Raw genomic sequence first — 16,044 nt, 5'->3', positions numbered from 1 at the left:
GTGCGGTCAGAAAAACAAGACTTTTAATTTTAGTAAATAAGGAAAAACTATGTGTGGTATTGTTGGTGCGGTAGCACAACGTGATGTAGCAGAAATTTTAATTAACGGTTTACACCGCTTAGAGTATCGTGGTTATGATTCTGCAGGTGTGGCTGTTGTGGATCCAAACCATGAATTACACCGCGTGCGCTGCTTGGGTAAAGTAAAAGCCCTTGATGAAGCAGTTGCGGTAAAACCATTAATCGGTGGTACAGGGATCGCTCACACGCGTTGGGCAACTCATGGTGAACCGTCTGAGGCCAATGCTCATCCGCATACTTCAGGTAACTTTGCTGTCGTCCATAACGGCATTATCGAAAACCACGAAGAATTACGTGAATTACTAAAATCACGTGGCTATGTATTCAATTCTCAGACCGATACCGAAGTGATCGCTCACCTTGTTAATTGGGAGATGCGTACATCCTCAACTCTTCTTGAAGCTGTCCAAAAAACGGTAAAACAACTTACTGGCGCATACGGTATGGTGGTATTAGATCGTGAGCATCCAGAACATTTAGTTGCTGCTCGTTCAGGTAGCCCATTGGTGATTGGTTTAGGGATCGGCGAAAACTTCCTTGCATCTGACCAACTCGCGTTATTAAGCGTAACTCGTCGTTTCATCTATTTAGAGGAAGGCGATATCGCAGAAATCACACGTCGTACCGTGGATATTTATGATGCAAATGGTCAGAAAGTAGAACGTGAAGTGCACGAATCTAACCTTGAAAATGACGCAGCAGAAAAAGGCAAATTCCGCCATTTCATGCAAAAAGAAATTTATGAGCAACCAAATGCATTAATCAACACAATGGAAGGTCGTGTTCTTCATAATAACGTGATCGTGGATGCTATTGGTAATGGCGCAGCTGAAATTTTAGAAAAAGTTGAACACATTCAAATCGTGGCTTGTGGTACCTCATATAATGCAGGAATGACCGCTCGTTACTGGTTTGAAGCACTTGCTGGCGTGAGCTGTGATGTTGAAATCGCGTCTGAATTCCGTTACCGCAAATTTGTCACACGTCCAAATAGCTTATTAGTAACCATCTCTCAATCAGGTGAAACGGCAGATACCCTTGCCGCACTTCGTCTTGCAAAAGAAAAAGGTTATATGGCTGCCTTAACGATCTGTAACGTATCAAGTTCATCTTTAGTACGTGAATCGGATCTCGCCTTCATGACTCGTGCAGGCGTTGAAGTCGGTGTGGCATCAACAAAAGCCTTTACCACTCAGTTGGCCGCATTATTAATGTTAGTCACTGCAATTGGTAAAGTAAAAGGCAACATCTCAAATGAACAAGAAGTGGAAATTGTAAAAGCGTTACAATCACTTCCAGCTGAAGTTGAAAAAGCCCTTGCGTTTGATAAAGACATCGAAGCATTAGCAGAAGACTTCGCAGAGAAAAATCATGCGCTTTTCTTAGGTCGTGGTGAGTTCTACCCTATCGCTATGGAAGCTTCATTGAAATTAAAAGAAATTTCTTATATTCATGCTGAAGCTTATGCGGCGGGTGAATTAAAACACGGTCCATTAGCCTTAATCGATGCAGATATGCCGGTTATCGTGGTCGCACCAAACAATGAATTGCTTGAAAAAGTGAAATCAAACATTGAAGAGGTACGTGCTCGTGGTGGTCAGCTTTATGTGTTCGCTGATAAAGAAGCAGGCTTCACACCAAGCGAAGGCATGAAAATTATCACTATGCCAAAAGTGAATGAAATTATTGCGCCAATTTTCTACACCGTTCCGATGCAATTATTGTCATACCATGTGGCATTAATAAAAGGAACCGACGTGGATCAACCTCGTAACTTAGCGAAATCGGTAACCGTAGAATAAAGTGCAGTTGAAAATCAGCACGTTTTAATACAAAAAAGCACAGGTTTAATCCTGTGCTTTTTGTTTAAATAAACCGATAACCGTTTTCTGTTACTTCCAGAATTGAGGCATAATCCTTTCGCCAATCGCCTAACACAATTCGCGTGTACCCTTTTTCCTGATGAATGGCTTCTCGATGCGTATGACCATGAATTAACCATTTCACGCCAAATTCTTTCACCGTTTGTGCCGTAAACGATAAATTCACATCCATGATATCCAGTGGCTTATATTGCTTATCTTGTTTACTCTTCGCGCGAATTTTCTCTGCAATTTTTAACCGCACTTTTAATGGCAAACATAAAAACAATCTTTGTCGCCATTTTTGATGCACCTTTCGGCGAAATTGTTGATATTTCACATCATCAATACATAAGGTATCACCATGACAAATTAAGGTTTTCACACCATAAAGATCAACACAATGATAGTCAGGCAATAACGTTAAACCACAATCTTGTGCAAATTTTTTCCCTATCAGAAAATCTCGATTACCATGGATGAAATAACAAGCGATGCCCTTTTCTGTCAGGTTTTTAATCGACTGTTTTACTTGTGAAATTAAAGGTGAAGTTTCATCGTCACCAATCCAAAAATCAAAAAGATCTCCCAAAATATAAACCGCTTGTGCTTCTTGTGCTTTGTTTTGCATAAAATCGTTAAAAAGTGCGGTTAATTCTGGATGCGTTTCGCTCAAATGAAGATCTGCAATAAAATAAATGGGTTTCATAACTATTCCGTCATTTTTTTCATTAGATTAGCACACATTTTTGTGTAATTTGCTATACTTTCCAAAAATTTTAATTAGGTATTTTCTATGTTAAAAATCGCCAGAATTCTCATCGTTGCACTTTGTTGTATTTTAATTTGTGTGCTCGGTACGATCTATTCCTTTATTCGTTTTAAAAATCCAAGTAATGTGGGCGTTATGGCTCGCTGGTTTGGTCGTTTATACCCTTTATTTGGCTTAAAAGTAGAACACCGTTTTCCACAAAATAAAGAGAATATGCCGCGTTGTATTTACATCGGTAACCACCAAAATAATTTCGATATGGTGACCATCTCTTACATGGTATTGCCTCGCACGGTAAGTGTAGGTAAAAAAAGTTTAATTTGGATTCCTTTTTTCGGCATTTTATATTGGGTGACGGGCAATATTTTCTTAGATCGTGAAAATCGCTCTAAAGCACACAGCACCATGACGGAACTTGCTCGTCGTATCAATAAAGACAATCTGTCAATTTGGATGTTCCCTGAAGGCACTCGTAGCCGTGGTCGTGGTTTATTGCCATTCAAAACAGGCGCATTCCATGCCGCGATTGCAGCTGGCGTACCAATCGTGCCTGTGGTGTGCTCGACGACACATAACAAAATTGATTTAAATCGTTGGGATAATGGTAAGGTGATTTGTGAAATGATGGAGCCAATTGATATTTCATCCTACACAAAAGACAATGTTCGCGAACTTGCTACTTACTGTCACGATTTGATGGAAAAACGCATCGCTGAACTCGATGCTGAAATTGCACAAGGAAAATAATATGTTGCGTCTTTCTCGTCGCCAATTATTAAAAACTACCGCAATTTCAACCGCACTTGTTGCCACACCTCAATCGGTATTGGCAGCGTCTCGTGAAAAATTAACCATTCCGCCGTTGATGGAAGCGAAACGTGGTCGCCCAATTATTCTTAATATGGAAGAAACCGGCTACAAATTAGATGGCTCCCATAGTGTCAGTGTCTGGGGCTTTAACGGCAATTATCTTGGGCCCACTATTCGCATCAAATCGGGTTCTTTTGCAAAACTCAATTATCACAACAATTTGCCACAAAACATTGCCCTCTCCATTCAAGGATTGCAAGCCAGTGGCGAATTATTTGGTGGCGCCGCAAAAGTCTTAAAGAAAGGAGAATCTTGGGCACCGATTATCCCGATAGAACAACCTGCCGCGACTTGCTGGTATCGCTCTGCAACCCTGGCTAACTCGGCTTATCAAACCTATCGTGGCATTGTGGGGATGTGGTTGATTGAAGATGATCAAAGCTTAAAGTCACAGCTACCTCATAAATACGGTGTGGACGATATTCCATTAATCTTACAAGACATGGAATTTAATGGTGACGGATTACAATTATTTAAGCAAAATCAACCGCACTTTGTCGGTAATCGTCTTCTTGTTAATGGACAAGAAGCGCCTTATCTTGACGTCCCTCGCGGTTGGATACGTTTACGCTTACTCAATGCTTCATTAGCAAGAGCCTATGATCTCCGTTTAGATAATGAACAAGACATGTTGCTCATTGCGAGAGATTTAGGTTTTCTACCTCAAGGTAAAGCGATTAATTCTCTTATTCTTGCACCAGGTGAACGTGCCGAAGTGTTAGTCAATTTAAGCGAAAGAGAAGGCGTATCGCTCATCTCTGGGGCTAAACGTGGTTTCTTCGATAAAATCAAAAATGTCTTCAGTTCAGGTAATGATTTTGCCGATAACACTGTTTTAGAACTTCGTCCACTTGGTGAAATCTCTGCATTCAACAAAAAAATGAATGAGTCATTCAATACTGATGCCACGGCTATGCTCGAAAGTAAAATCGCCCAAGAACGCACCTTTGAACTAGATGTGACTAACGGCTTAATTAACAAACAACGTTTTGATCCGCGTCGAGTTGATGTTTCAGCGAAAGTCGGTACTGTCGAACGTTGGATTATCAACAGCTCGTTGCCTGTCGGTTTTACCATTCAGGGTGCAAAATTTGTTATTGAAAATCAAGATGACGTCAATATCAGTCCAACTGAACTTGTTTGGAAAGACACCGTTTGGGTGAAAAAGAAAGTACAAATTTTAGTAAAATTTGAGCAACCTTCATCAAATAGCCATCCTTTTTTATTTGGTGCATCAAATTTGATGTTAGCTGATATGGGGTGTATCGGAATAATGGTTATTCAATAAAACCAACTTATTACATAAAAAGGAATCAAAAATGAAAAAACTAACCTTCTTCTTAGCAACAATATTTCCAATCGCGGCCCTCGCTGTAACCGAACAATCAAAAGACACTAAACAACAAGCTGACGAGCCTCATATTTATCTTTCTATCTTTGATAGAACCCAAATGCCCTCAGTCGATTTACATAAAAAAGAAATTTCTCGTTCTAATAAAAATGAGAAAGTATGTTGGATTGCAACAGGACATTTCAGAAAAAAAGTCAATGTGACGGAAACATTCAAAGCGCAGGCTAAAAGTCAAATGGAGTTCAACGAAGCGCCTAATGGGCAAATAACATCATCCCCTAATAAAAAAACTCACAGCATTACTTATACTGCCAAACCGTTAGAAAATGGGAAATATGTAACAAATTGCTGGGAATTCGGTCGATGGGACCCTACCGGTAAATATGTACTTACTGTAAAAATTGGAAAACATGAATTTGAAAAACAAGTTTTCTATGTAACTGAGTAATTAAAAATATCCAAAAATGACTGCACTTTAAATGGTAATATTTGGTAACTTAAGTCTAAAAAGCCGCCTGAAATTCAATTTTCAGGCGGTCTTTGTTTATTCTAAGAACGATGACAAACCAACTCATTATTCAAGGAGCAAAACTTGAATCAAGTACAACAAATATTTGATTATGCTACCAAACAATATGCTACGCAGCCAGAATATCTTTGGTCGAAATTTCCAGAATATGCAATCTTGCGTCATGGCAATGGTAAAGGAAAATGGTATGCACTTATCGGCAAAATTACGAAGATTAGATTGGGTTTACAAGAAGAAGGCACAACAGATTTCATCAATCTCAAATGTCCACCCGATATGGTAAGCATCTTACAGCAATCACCTAATTTCTTACCAGCTTACCATATGAACAAAACCCATTGGCTAACAATTATGTTAGACCATGGCGTAGAAATCGAGGAAATCTTCAAGTTGTTGGATTGGAGCTACGACTTAACAAAGTAGAAGAATTTAAAAACACCTAAAAATCTGACCGCACTTTTGTCTTTCTTTACTTTAGTCACAGCTAGTAAGATAATAAATGAAAACCATTATCAAAATACAGACATTGGGTCTGTTTTATTATTAAGGAGATAACCATGACAATGAATAGACGTGATTTTTTAAGAATGAGTGCAGCACTTACGGCAGCGGGTATGTCGCCTTCTCTCTTTGCGGCAACAAAAGAACAATTTACCATTTATGGCGCACCCGCGATGCCAAGTGTGACCATTGCAGTGGCGGCAGCACAAGGTAAATTAGCCAAACAAGCGGATGTCGCATTAGAAATTTGGCGTTCACCTGATCAGTTGCGCGCAGGCGTGGCAAGTGGACAATTTAAAGTGATGATGAGCCCGAGTAATGTGGGTGTGAATTTACGTAATCAAGGGCAACAAGTTGGCATGGTGAATATTCTCACCAATGGGATTACGCAATTGATGTGCAAAGGTAGTGCCATTACTTCACCGCAAGAATTAGTGGGTAAAAAAATCCTTGTGCCATTTAAAAACGATATGCCAGACATCGTATTACAAGCTTTACTGAAAAAACTGAATATTGATATTAATAAAGTGGATATCACCTATGCGGCAACACCAACTGAAGCAATTGGTTTGTTCTTGCTTAAAGATTTCCATGCGGCCATCTTGCCAGAACCGATGGCGAGTGCCGTTGTGCTGAAAGCTAAAATTGTTGGTACGGAGATTGTACGCGGCTTTGATTTAGTGAAAGAATGGGGTCAAGCGTTTAACACGAAACCGCTTATTCCAATGGCGGGCATTATTGCTAACGAAGAATACTTCCACGCACACAAGGCTGAGTTTGATCTACTTCACCAAGATTTAAGTGATGCGTTAAACTGGATTATGGCGAACCGCAAAAGTGCGGCTGAAATTGGCGCTAATTATCTGCCAGCACCAGAAGCCGCTATTGAAATGGGCTTAGACGGTGCGCGCTTAACGGTGACCAAAGCCAGTGAACTGAAAAATGAAATCATGCAATTCTATGAAACTTTGATGGAATTCAATCCAAAACTATTAGGTGGTAAATTGCCGGATGATAAATTCTTCTTGGCTTAATTTGAAACTGAATCACATAACATGATTAAAACTGACAAAATCCGTAAACCACAACCAGTCCTGTTTTACATCATCGACTACCTCTGGAGCGGTTTTACCGGCTTGAGTGTAGCGATGATGGTTGTTGCTTTGTGGGCTTGGGGCAGTGCGATATTTGGTGAATTTATGCTGCCTGCTCCCGCGGATGTTTTTCAAAAAGCCCTTGAGCTGCTCGATCATTTCCAACAAAACGAAATCGGTATTTCGTTATGGCGTTCTGTGGTAGGTATTACCATTGCATTAGTCGCTGGCTTAGCTGCAGGGTTGATTGCGGGCAGCTTTAAAACCGCTATGGCATTGCTTAAACCCGTCATTACGATTTTGTTAGCCATGCCGCCAATTATTTGGGTTGTGATGGCCTTATTTTGGTTTGGCTTTGGCAATCCTAGCGTGCTATTTACCATTATCGTATTAGTCGCCCCGCTGACCTTTGCCAGTGCTGCCATGGGCATGGCAAGTGTAAACAAACAACATGAAGAATTGTTTGATGCGTACAAGCTTGGATTGTGGAAAAAAATCCGCTATTTGTATATTCCCCATCTCACGGGCTATGTGATTTCCAGCATTGGCGTCGCGGTTGCAATGGGCGTAAAAGTGGTAATTATGGCAGAGCTTTTGGGTGCCAATGAGGGGGTAGGAGCACAGATTGCCGATGCCAGAGCCATGTTAGATACTTCAACGGTCATGGCTTATGTGTTGTTGGTGATTGTGTTTGTTTCCCTCTTTGAATATTTGATTACCAAGCCATTGGAAATCCTGTTTATGCCGTGGAGAAGATAATGCTGAGTTTAAAGAATGTGCGTTTTGAAATTCTCCGGGATCCCATCGTGCGCGATTTCAGTATGGATTTACAACCAGGCGAAGTGAAAACTTTATTCGGTCCTAGTGGCTGTGGCAAAACTACGGTACTGCGTTTAATTTCAGGTTTGGAAACGCCAAAATCGGGCGAAATCAAGAATACATTCCGTAAAACCGGATTTCTGTTTCAAGAAAATCGTCTATTAGAAAATCTCACTGCTATGCAGAATATCGCCATTTTTATGGATAATCCTAATGAAAATGAAATCATTGCGCTGGCAGAAAAGATCGGGCTTTCTTCGGGTGATTTGAATAAATACCCGACCGAATTATCGGGCGGTATGGCAAAACGCGTGGCATTTTTGCGTCTATTACTATGCGGCTGTGATTTAGCCTTATTGGACGAACCTTTTGTCGGTTTGGATCGCGATTTACGTGATATTTTAGCCGCTATGTTAGTGGAAAAAATTGAGCAACAAGGCATGGCTTGCATTTTAGTGACGCACGATCGCTTTGAAGCGGCTCGATTAAGCCGAGAGATTATGCAGCTTTCTCCAAAAGGGATGGATGTTCAAAATGTGATTACCTTGCCAACGCCATTATCCGAACGTAATTCAGCCTTTGAAGAAACCGTAGTCGCACGCGAATTTCAAGGAATCCATTACTATGAATAATTTCTTTACCCATCCGATGCGACCCTTCTTTGTTGGTGCAGCCATTCTTGCGATTGTTGGTGCATTGAGCTTTTTCATCAGCCCCGATGATCTCATCCTACACCGCAAAATATTCTTAGAATTTATGCTGCCAGCCGCATACGGCGGCTTTCTGACGGCTTCCATGCTCGAATGGACAAATTACAAAGGTAATTTAAAACCTATTGCAACGATTTTAGCGGTGCTCTTGCTTGCAGGATTGGTATTATTGCCATTTTCCCCGCAAACCGCCTCGTTTTTAGTGGCAGCTTATTGGCTCGCGTTGTTACTCTTTTGTGCTTGGCTATTTTGGTTGGATCGCAATACCAACAATTTTACTTTACTGATGTTACTTGCGGCATTTATGGTTTGTCAGACTGCTTACGCCATGACTGATAGTCTGAAATTATTGCGAGCACAAGTGCATTTGAATATGGCAGCAGTGATGTTTGTATCGATTCGGGTAAGCATTCTATTAGGCGCAGAGGCACTGAAAGAAAGTACATTGAAAGATCCCGTATTTATCCCAAATGTCGTGTATAAAAATATCGCGATCACATTCTTGTTGCTTCATGCTGCTGTAGAATTATGGTTGCCTGCGCAAACTACCGCTTTTACTGCCTTTGCAGTTGGCTTTATCTTACTTGCCAAGTTACGCGAATTACATCATCACGAACTGCTACGTAAACATTACGTGCGCACTTATTATTTCCTTCAACTGTTTGCCGCGATTGGTTATTTGTGGATCGGCATCAATAAATTAATTGATGAACCGACTGCCGATCCATTACACATGGTGACACTCGGCGGCATTCTCGGCAGTATGATGATGATTTGGCTCACCGCGGGATTATGGCATAGTGGCTTTACGAAACTGGATTACCCAAAACTCTGTCGCCTTGCTGTACTTTGTCTTTTCACGGCGGCACTTTCCCGAGCTTGTTTAATGTATGTGGACGAGCTGTTTTTTATCACAATTCCGGCTATTTTAATTGCCATTGTGTTTGTGCTGTATCTCGCAACCTTTGTGCCAATATTCCGAAAAAACGCGTTTACAGATGATCCAGAATAATGACCAATCCGCACATCAACGTGCGGATTTTTGATATTTTTTAGACCGCACTTAATAGGCTTTTAATTGAGCCATTGCTTTACAATCTGCAGCTTGATGATCATCTTCGGTAATTAAACTCTGTAGGAAATGTTTAATTTCAGTCAGTTCGGCAACTTTTTCTTCGACTGAAACCAAATGCTTCGCCAACATGCTATCCACTTCGCAATGTTGAGATTGCTGCGTTTTCAACGCATTAAAATATTTAATTTCGGCCAAGCTAAAATCCAACGCTCGGCAGGTTTTAATAAATTTTAATTGCTTCAAACTGGCTTCATCATAATCTCGATAACCATTTGCCAGCCGTTTAGGCTCCGGCATTAACCCCATTTTTTCATAATAGCGAATCGTTTCTAAATGAATACCGCTTTGTTTGCTGAGTTCATGAATCTTCATCTTTCTAAAATCAAGTCTTGACCTTGTAGTTGCTACGGACTTTATACTTTATCCCAAGTTAATCAAAGACACAATAAGGAGCATTATGTCCGTCCACCATTCCCATGAACATCATGACCACTCATCTCATGAGCATATTCCACAAGATAAAAAAATCTTAGCACTCAGTTTTGCCATCATTACGGGCTTTATGGTTGTCGAATTTATTGGTGGCTACTGGTTTAACAGTTTGGCACTCATGGCTGATGCGGGACACATGGCAAATGATAGTTTATCGTTATTTTTAGCCTTGTTAGCGTTGTTTCTATCTGCTCAAAAACAACGATACATTGCTTTACTTAATAGCGGCTCATTGATTGTCGTGGCATTGATGATTTTATTTGAGGCGATTCAACGCTGGCAAAATCCCATCGAAATGATGGCACTACCAATGCTTGGCGTGGCATCTCTCGGATTATTGGTGAATCTTCTCGTTGCAAAGATCATGTTGAACAGCGATCATGATAATCTCAATATCAAAGCGGCGTATCTACATGTACTGACCGATTTATTCGGTTCCATTATTGCCATTCTTTCGGGTCTCAGTGCCTATTTTCTGGGATGGTTATGGGTTGATCCGCTAGCAAGCATGATATTAAGCGTACTGGTATTAAAAAGTGGGATGAGTGCGTTCCGTTTGGCGCTTAAAAACATCTAAAAAATGAACCGCACTTTGTTTTGAGATTAACAAAGTGCGGTCAATTTTCCGCGATTATTTCAATTCGCCTCGTTCTACAATAATTCCGACATTATTTGCTTGAGCAACCGCTTTAGGTTTGCTTAATTTCAGACGTAACCATGAAATCCCAAAACGTTGTTGTAATTGCTCTGCTACTTCATAAGCCACTCGCTCAATCAATAAAAATGGCTTAGCTTGAACATAATCTAAAATAAATTGGCTCACTTCGGCATAATTGAGGCAGTATTGCACATCATCCATTTCTGCAGCTTTTCGACAATCCCATGCCATTTCCAAATCAAAAACAAGCTTTTGTTTAATTTGCTGTTCCCAGTCATACACGCCAATTTGTGCGAAGACGACTAATTCTTCAATAAAAATACGATCCATCTCTCATTCCTGTAAAAATATAGTGGGCTTATGCTATCAAGTTTGGTTAAAATAACGAACAAGTTTTTCAAATACAATCAAAATTGTGGAGCACTAAATGAGCCTATTTGCCCTTTTTTATATGATTTTTGCTTATTTACTGGGATCGATTTCCAGTGCAATTTTGATTTGTAAGGTAGCTGGCTTGCCTGACCCACGAAAAAACGGTTCTCATAACCCTGGTGCGACCAATGTATTGCGTATTGGAGGACGTTGGGCGGCACTCGCGGTATTAATTTGCGATATGTTAAAAGGGATGCTACCGGTTTGGGCGGGGTATTATTTAGGACTCACGCAATTTGAATTAGGCATGGTGGCATTAGGAGCCTGTTTAGGACACATTTTCCCTATTTTCTTTCAGTTTAAAGGCGGAAAAGGTGTCGCAACCGCATTTGGTGCGATTGCGCCCATCTCTTGGGGCGTCGCCGGTTCAACACTAGGTACGTGGTTGTTGGTCTTCTTAATTAGCCGTTATTCCTCATTAAGTGCGGTCATTACGGCGCTTCTCGTACCATTTTATGTTTGGTGGCTTAAACCGGAATTTACCTTCCCCGTAGCCTTAGTTTGCTGTTTGCTGATTTATCGTCACCACGACAATATTCAGCGCTTATGGCGAGGCCAAGAAGATAAAATGTGGGGAAAATCCAAAAAGAAATAAATAAAAAACCTGTCGATAATCGACAGGTTTTCTTTTTATCAAAACAGCTTAGAAATCAACCGCACTTTTAAGTTTTTTCAATGCGTTGGCTTCAAGCTGACGAATACGTTCTGCAGACACATTATATTTTGCTGCAAGATCGTGAAGGGTTGCTTTCTCATCATCTAACCAACGTGCTTTGATAATCTCTTGGCTACGTTCATCAAGGTTAGCTAATGCTGTACCTAATTTTTCTGTGGCTTGCTCTTCAAAGTTTTCACTTTCAAGTTCTGCCGCAAAGTTTGAGCTTTTATCTTCTAAATATAAAGAAGGTACATAAGCTTCGTCATCATCGTCTGTTGGCAAATCAAAACCGACATCAGCCCCTGTCATACGGGATTCCATTTCGATGACATCTTCTTTTGACACACCAAGCTCATTTGCCACCATATCCACTTCGTTTTCATTGAACCAACCTAAACGTTGTTTGGTTTTACGTAGGTTAAAGAACAATTTACGTTGTGCTTTCGTGGTCGCGACTTTCACAATACGCCAGTTACGAAGGACATATTCATGGATTTCAGCTTTGATCCAATGCACCGCAAAAGATACAAGGCGAACGCCCACTTCTGGATTAAAACGTTTTACCGCTTTCATTAATCCGATATTACCTTCTTGAATTAAATCTGCTTGTGGCAATCCATAACCAGAATAACCACGCGCAACATGAATAACAAAACGTAAGTGTGATAAAACTAATTTTTTCGCTGCTTCAATATCACCGTCATAATACAAACGTTCTGCTAAGCTTTTTTCTTCCTCTGCAGTTAGCATCGGATATTCGTTTGCTGCTCGAATATAACCTTCGATGCTACCTTGAGGTACTAACATCATTTGAGTTTCTTTATTCATTCTTCTCCTCACAGCATGCGGAGCTAGGCCCCGACTCATTACTTATTTGTTATTGTATAACAACTATTGCCATTATACCTCAATTTGTTTTATTTGACAGTTTTTAACGATTAAAAGTTCAAATTAATCACTAAAAATTTTTCATTTTAGTTTAATGGCACAAGCGAATAAACTACATCTTCTGCCACAACCTTAAACAATAGATCAATATTCGGGTGTTTTCCAGGATTTTGTTTCGCATCTTCAACGTGTTCAGCAAACCATTCAATGCCTTGTTGTGCAGAAGTGCGGTCTAATTTCCCGTTAAATTTTTCTGCTAAGGCATTATAAAGACGGAGCGAGCCAAGTTTACCTGGTGCTGCCGGAATATGATGGATCACCGTTTCACCGTTTAATATGTCTAAACCTGTTAAATGCTCAATGCTTGGTAAGGTCTCTAAAATATCTTTAAAGTTCATGATTGCCTTCCTCTATACATTAACTAATGGCTTGCTCTGAATTCACTTCGCCATTTGCGCCCATAAAACGCACTTCAGGCTGTAAATACACACCAAATTTATCTGCCACGGTTTGACGGATATGATGTGCAAGCTTCACAACATCCTGTCCAGTGGCATTGCCTTTATTAATCAGCACTAAAGCCTGCTGTTGATGAACAGCTGCGCCACCGATTTGAAAACCTTTTAAATGGCATTGATCGATTAACCAGCCCGCAGCAAGTTTCACTGAACCGTTTGCTTGTGGAAAGTTCGGTAGATTTTCGACCTGTTTTTGGATTTTTGCAAATTGCTCGGCACTCACCACAGGATTTTTGAAGAAACTGCCCGCATTGCCAAATTCTTTTGGATCAGGCAATTTGCTGCGGCGAATATGACACACTTCATCAAACACTTGCTTTGCTGTTACCGTTTGAGGATCAAAATTCACTAATGAGCCATATTTTAAAATTGGTTGCCAATTTTTTGCTAATTTCAATCCCACTGCCGTAATCACATAACCTTGCGCATAGCGATGTTTAAAAATACTTTCACGATAACCGAATTCACATTCGTTCGCCTGTAAGCGGAATTCTTCGCCTGTGTTGAGATTTAGCACATCTACATAATCGCACACATCTTTAAACTCTACGCCATACGCACCAATATTTTGAATCGGTGCTGAACCGGCACAGCCTGGAATGAGTGCAAGGTTTTCTAAACCATTAATGCCTTGTGAAAGCGACCACTCCACCAACTGGTGCCAATTTTCACCACCATTAACATGCAAATAATGGTAATCGCTATCTTCTGTATGCTGAATACCCGATAAACGATTAATAATCACCATCCCTTGAAAATCTTCTAAAAACAGCATATTGCTGCCTTGACCTAAAAATAAGACAGGGAGATTTTCAGCTTGCGCTTTTTGCCAAGCTTGTTGGATTTGTTCAATCGATGTAGCTTCAATGATTTCACGTGCATTTGCCGGAATATTGAAGGTGTGAAACGGTTGTAAACTTTGCATTAACTTTCCTTAAAAAAACGTGTGAGGAAGCGTGATTTTAACCATCGTACCACCTTGCTCCCTTTTTGAAATTGTAAGCTGAGCATTTAATTGGCGACTGCGTTCAGTCATGATATTTAAACCATAATGCCCTTCTGGCTCGTCTAACGTTGGAATCCCAACGCCATTATCTTGCACAAGAATCTCGTATTCCCCTTCTGCATTGATATGCGCTTTCACCTCAATCAACGTACCTTTTGAGTGTTTGATCGCATTCAATGTTGCTTCACGCACAATTTGCAGAACGTGCACTAATTCTTGTGGATTTAAACTTTGGGATGGCAAACTGCAGTCCACAGTCATTTGCATCTTCGTTTGCGAACGCAAGCTTTCGATAACTTGCTCCAAAGCAACCTGTAGGTTGGCTTCTTGTACCGTTAAACGGAAGGTCGCTAATAATTCTCGTAATTGAGAATAACCATCTGATAAGGCTTGCTCAAATTCTCTAATGATCGCAATGCTTTTCTCTTTTGATTCCTCGTCTTCTTTCTTCAAATTATGCTTTAATAGAGTTAATTGAATTTGTAAGAAAGACAGCACTTGCGCCAATGAGTCATGTAATTCTCTCGCAATAATTGACCGCTCTTCCATCAGCAAAAGTTGCTCTTGTTGGCGTTGCGTTTTATGTGAATACAACGCTTTTGCCACCATTTGCCCTAAATTTTTCATCATGCGTGGATCAGGACAAGGCAAACCGGCTTGCCACGAGAGCACCGCCAAGTTTTCATTTTCAATAGAAAGTTCTTCAACTTGAAGTGATTGTTTAGGATCTTTTTGACCAAAAGAAATTTCCCAATGTTCTGAGCCGAAAATTTCTAACTCGATGTAGCGTAAATGTTCGCTAACACGAATATGATTGAGCACTTGGCTGAGAATTTTATCATTAATCTTCGTGGGCGTAAGTAACTGTGAACTTTGATACAATGTGGTTAAAGAGCGGTTCGTTTGACGCAACTTTTGTGTTTTCTCATTAACGGCATCTTCTAAACGTGAGTAAAGTCGCCCTAACTCCGAGGACATTTGCGTAAACACTTTCGCTAAAACCCCCAGTTCATTATTGCTCGCGGTATCTAGCGGAATATGATTAAACTGCCCCATTTGTACTTGCATACTGGCTTTGGTCATCAGCTCTAGCGGTTTCACGACTTCACGCTTCATATACCAAATGACATAAGACACCATGGCTAAAATAAGCAACATAGAAATACACAGCACCGAAACCGCAATGATCCATTTCTTTTCAGCAAAACGTTGTAATTCCAACACGAAATCATCCACATCTTGCACATAACTTTTTAGTTCAGCATGATATTTCTCGATTTGATGGCTACTCGCTAAATCAGACATCATCATCCAGCGTTGAAGGATTTTTTGATAAGACGCTTTTATCCCTGAAGGCGCAAAAAGCTGATTCTGCACAGTAAGCAAGACGTGAGCGTTGAGACTATCTTGGTAACGCACTAAATTCTGTTCAACCGTATCCGGTGAACGTTCCATTTCCGTTAATAGTCGATAACTCTGCATACGCAAAGAACCGGAAATATTAATCGCTTCCGCATCCGATTTATTACTAGCCATCACAAGCAAGCTCAATGAGCTAATAATGCCCATGAAGATAATGACCACAAATAAATATTTAGCAATACGGGTAGAAACTGAACGTTTAGCGTACACGATAATTCTTCAACATAGGGAAAAGTGTCTATAGTTTAGCACAAAGCGCGGTTGAAATTGGCTGATTTTTCACAAATAAAAAACATCGGCTTTGACA

General features: G+C 40.4%; 18 protein-coding genes. 11 read left to right on the top strand and 7 right to left on the bottom strand.

Translation table 11 applies throughout. From position 1 onward, the window contains the following. The first annotated feature begins 49 nt into the window (after positions 1–49). Positions 50–1,882: a glutamine--fructose-6-phosphate transaminase (isomerizing) gene (glmS, locus tag DPV95_RS02390; RefSeq protein ID WP_049368260.1), complete on the top strand. Its 1,833-nt coding sequence runs from the start codon at positions 50–52 to the stop codon at positions 1,880–1,882. Between the two features lie 64 nt (positions 1,883–1,946). Here the strand turns inward: glmS and lpxH are convergent, their stop codons facing one another. Further along, a complete protein-coding gene (lpxH, locus tag DPV95_RS02385) occupies positions 1,947–2,651 on the bottom strand; it encodes a UDP-2,3-diacylglucosamine diphosphatase (RefSeq protein WP_111406603.1) in 705 nt (234 codons plus the stop codon). Between the two features lie 87 nt (positions 2,652–2,738). Here lpxH and DPV95_RS02380 point away from each other — a divergent pair, with 87 nt between their 5' ends. From DPV95_RS02380 to DPV95_RS02345, 8 genes are all read left to right on the top strand, one after another. Further along, a complete protein-coding gene (locus DPV95_RS02380) occupies positions 2,739–3,461 on the top strand; it encodes a 1-acylglycerol-3-phosphate O-acyltransferase (RefSeq protein WP_049375653.1) in 723 nt (240 codons plus the stop codon). A 1-nt stretch (position 3,462) separates the two neighbouring features. Next, positions 3,463–4,872, top strand: a complete 1,410-nt coding sequence (locus DPV95_RS02375) for a multicopper oxidase domain-containing protein (protein ID WP_111406602.1) — start codon at positions 3,463–3,465, stop codon at positions 4,870–4,872. A gap of 31 nt (positions 4,873–4,903) precedes the next feature. Further along, positions 4,904–5,383, top strand: coding sequence for a PM0630 family protein (locus DPV95_RS02370; RefSeq protein WP_005696950.1), 480 nt, complete (start codon positions 4,904–4,906; stop codon positions 5,381–5,383). A gap of 144 nt (positions 5,384–5,527) precedes the next feature. Beyond that, positions 5,528–5,887: an MmcQ/YjbR family DNA-binding protein gene (locus DPV95_RS02365; RefSeq protein WP_049368264.1), complete on the top strand. Its 360-nt coding sequence runs from the start codon at positions 5,528–5,530 to the stop codon at positions 5,885–5,887. Positions 5,888–6,021: 134 nt separating this feature from the next. Further along, positions 6,022–6,999 carry an ABC transporter substrate-binding protein gene (locus DPV95_RS02360; RefSeq protein ID WP_049368265.1) on the top strand — a complete coding sequence of 326 codons (978 nt, stop codon included), beginning with the start codon at positions 6,022–6,024 and terminating at the stop codon, positions 6,997–6,999. Between the two features lie 21 nt (positions 7,000–7,020). Continuing rightward, positions 7,021–7,818: an ABC transporter permease gene (locus DPV95_RS02355; RefSeq protein ID WP_111406601.1), complete on the top strand. Its 798-nt coding sequence runs from the start codon at positions 7,021–7,023 to the stop codon at positions 7,816–7,818. Beyond that, a complete protein-coding gene (locus tag DPV95_RS02350; RefSeq protein WP_178410690.1) occupies positions 7,818–8,510 on the top strand; it encodes an ATP-binding cassette domain-containing protein in 693 nt (230 codons plus the stop codon). The genes DPV95_RS02355 and DPV95_RS02350 overlap by 1 nt, the downstream gene beginning before the upstream one ends. Next, positions 8,503–9,600 (top strand): NnrS family protein, encoded by a 1,098-nt coding sequence (locus DPV95_RS02345; protein ID WP_111406600.1) that lies wholly within the window; start codon positions 8,503–8,505, stop codon positions 9,598–9,600. Before DPV95_RS02350 ends, DPV95_RS02345 begins: the two co-directional genes overlap by 8 nt. Before the next feature lie 51 nt (positions 9,601–9,651). Here DPV95_RS02345 and DPV95_RS02340 read toward each other — a convergent pair whose 3' ends face one another. Beyond that, positions 9,652–10,035 carry a MerR family transcriptional regulator gene (locus DPV95_RS02340; protein WP_049368267.1) on the bottom strand — a complete coding sequence of 128 codons (384 nt, stop codon included), beginning with the start codon at positions 10,033–10,035 and terminating at the stop codon, positions 9,652–9,654. Positions 10,036–10,120: 85 nt separating this feature from the next. Here DPV95_RS02340 and DPV95_RS02335 point away from each other — a divergent pair, with 85 nt between their 5' ends. Then, positions 10,121–10,732: a cation diffusion facilitator family transporter gene (locus DPV95_RS02335; RefSeq protein ID WP_049368268.1), complete on the top strand. Its 612-nt coding sequence runs from the start codon at positions 10,121–10,123 to the stop codon at positions 10,730–10,732. 54 nt (positions 10,733–10,786) lie between these two features. On the opposite strand, the gene folB is transcribed toward DPV95_RS02335, so the two are convergent. Next, positions 10,787–11,143, bottom strand: coding sequence for a dihydroneopterin aldolase (gene folB / locus DPV95_RS02330; RefSeq protein WP_049368269.1), 357 nt, complete (start codon positions 11,141–11,143; stop codon positions 10,787–10,789). 97 nt (positions 11,144–11,240) lie between these two features. Here folB and plsY point away from each other — a divergent pair, with 97 nt between their 5' ends. Continuing rightward, positions 11,241–11,840 (top strand): glycerol-3-phosphate 1-O-acyltransferase PlsY, encoded by a 600-nt coding sequence (gene plsY / locus DPV95_RS02325; RefSeq protein WP_049365261.1) that lies wholly within the window; start codon positions 11,241–11,243, stop codon positions 11,838–11,840. A 48-nt stretch (positions 11,841–11,888) separates the two neighbouring features. On the opposite strand, the gene rpoH is transcribed toward plsY, so the two are convergent. The 4 genes from rpoH to narQ all read right to left on the bottom strand — a co-directional run bounded on the left by rpoH (position 11,889) and on the right by narQ (position 15,947). Continuing rightward, positions 11,889–12,731 (bottom strand): RNA polymerase sigma factor RpoH, encoded by an 843-nt coding sequence (gene rpoH, locus DPV95_RS02320; RefSeq protein ID WP_005697336.1) that lies wholly within the window; start codon positions 12,729–12,731, stop codon positions 11,889–11,891. A 146-nt stretch (positions 12,732–12,877) separates the two neighbouring features. Then, complete coding sequence (locus DPV95_RS02315; RefSeq protein ID WP_049368270.1) at positions 12,878–13,189, bottom strand: DUF2322 family protein; 312 nt, start codon at positions 13,187–13,189, stop codon at positions 12,878–12,880. Positions 13,190–13,208: 19 nt separating this feature from the next. Next, positions 13,209–14,234: a UDP-N-acetylmuramate dehydrogenase gene (murB, locus tag DPV95_RS02310; protein ID WP_049368271.1), complete on the bottom strand. Its 1,026-nt coding sequence runs from the start codon at positions 14,232–14,234 to the stop codon at positions 13,209–13,211. Between the two features lie 9 nt (positions 14,235–14,243). Next, positions 14,244–15,947 (bottom strand): nitrate/nitrite two-component system sensor histidine kinase NarQ, encoded by a 1,704-nt coding sequence (gene narQ, locus DPV95_RS02305; RefSeq protein WP_049368272.1) that lies wholly within the window; start codon positions 15,945–15,947, stop codon positions 14,244–14,246. Between the last annotated feature and the right edge of the window lie 97 nt (positions 15,948–16,044).

The organism is Haemophilus parainfluenzae (genome assembly GCF_003252755.1).
Taxonomy (GTDB): domain Bacteria; phylum Pseudomonadota; class Gammaproteobacteria; order Enterobacterales; family Pasteurellaceae; genus Haemophilus_D; species Haemophilus_D parainfluenzae_N.
This window is presented reverse-complemented; position numbering and strand designations above follow the sequence as displayed.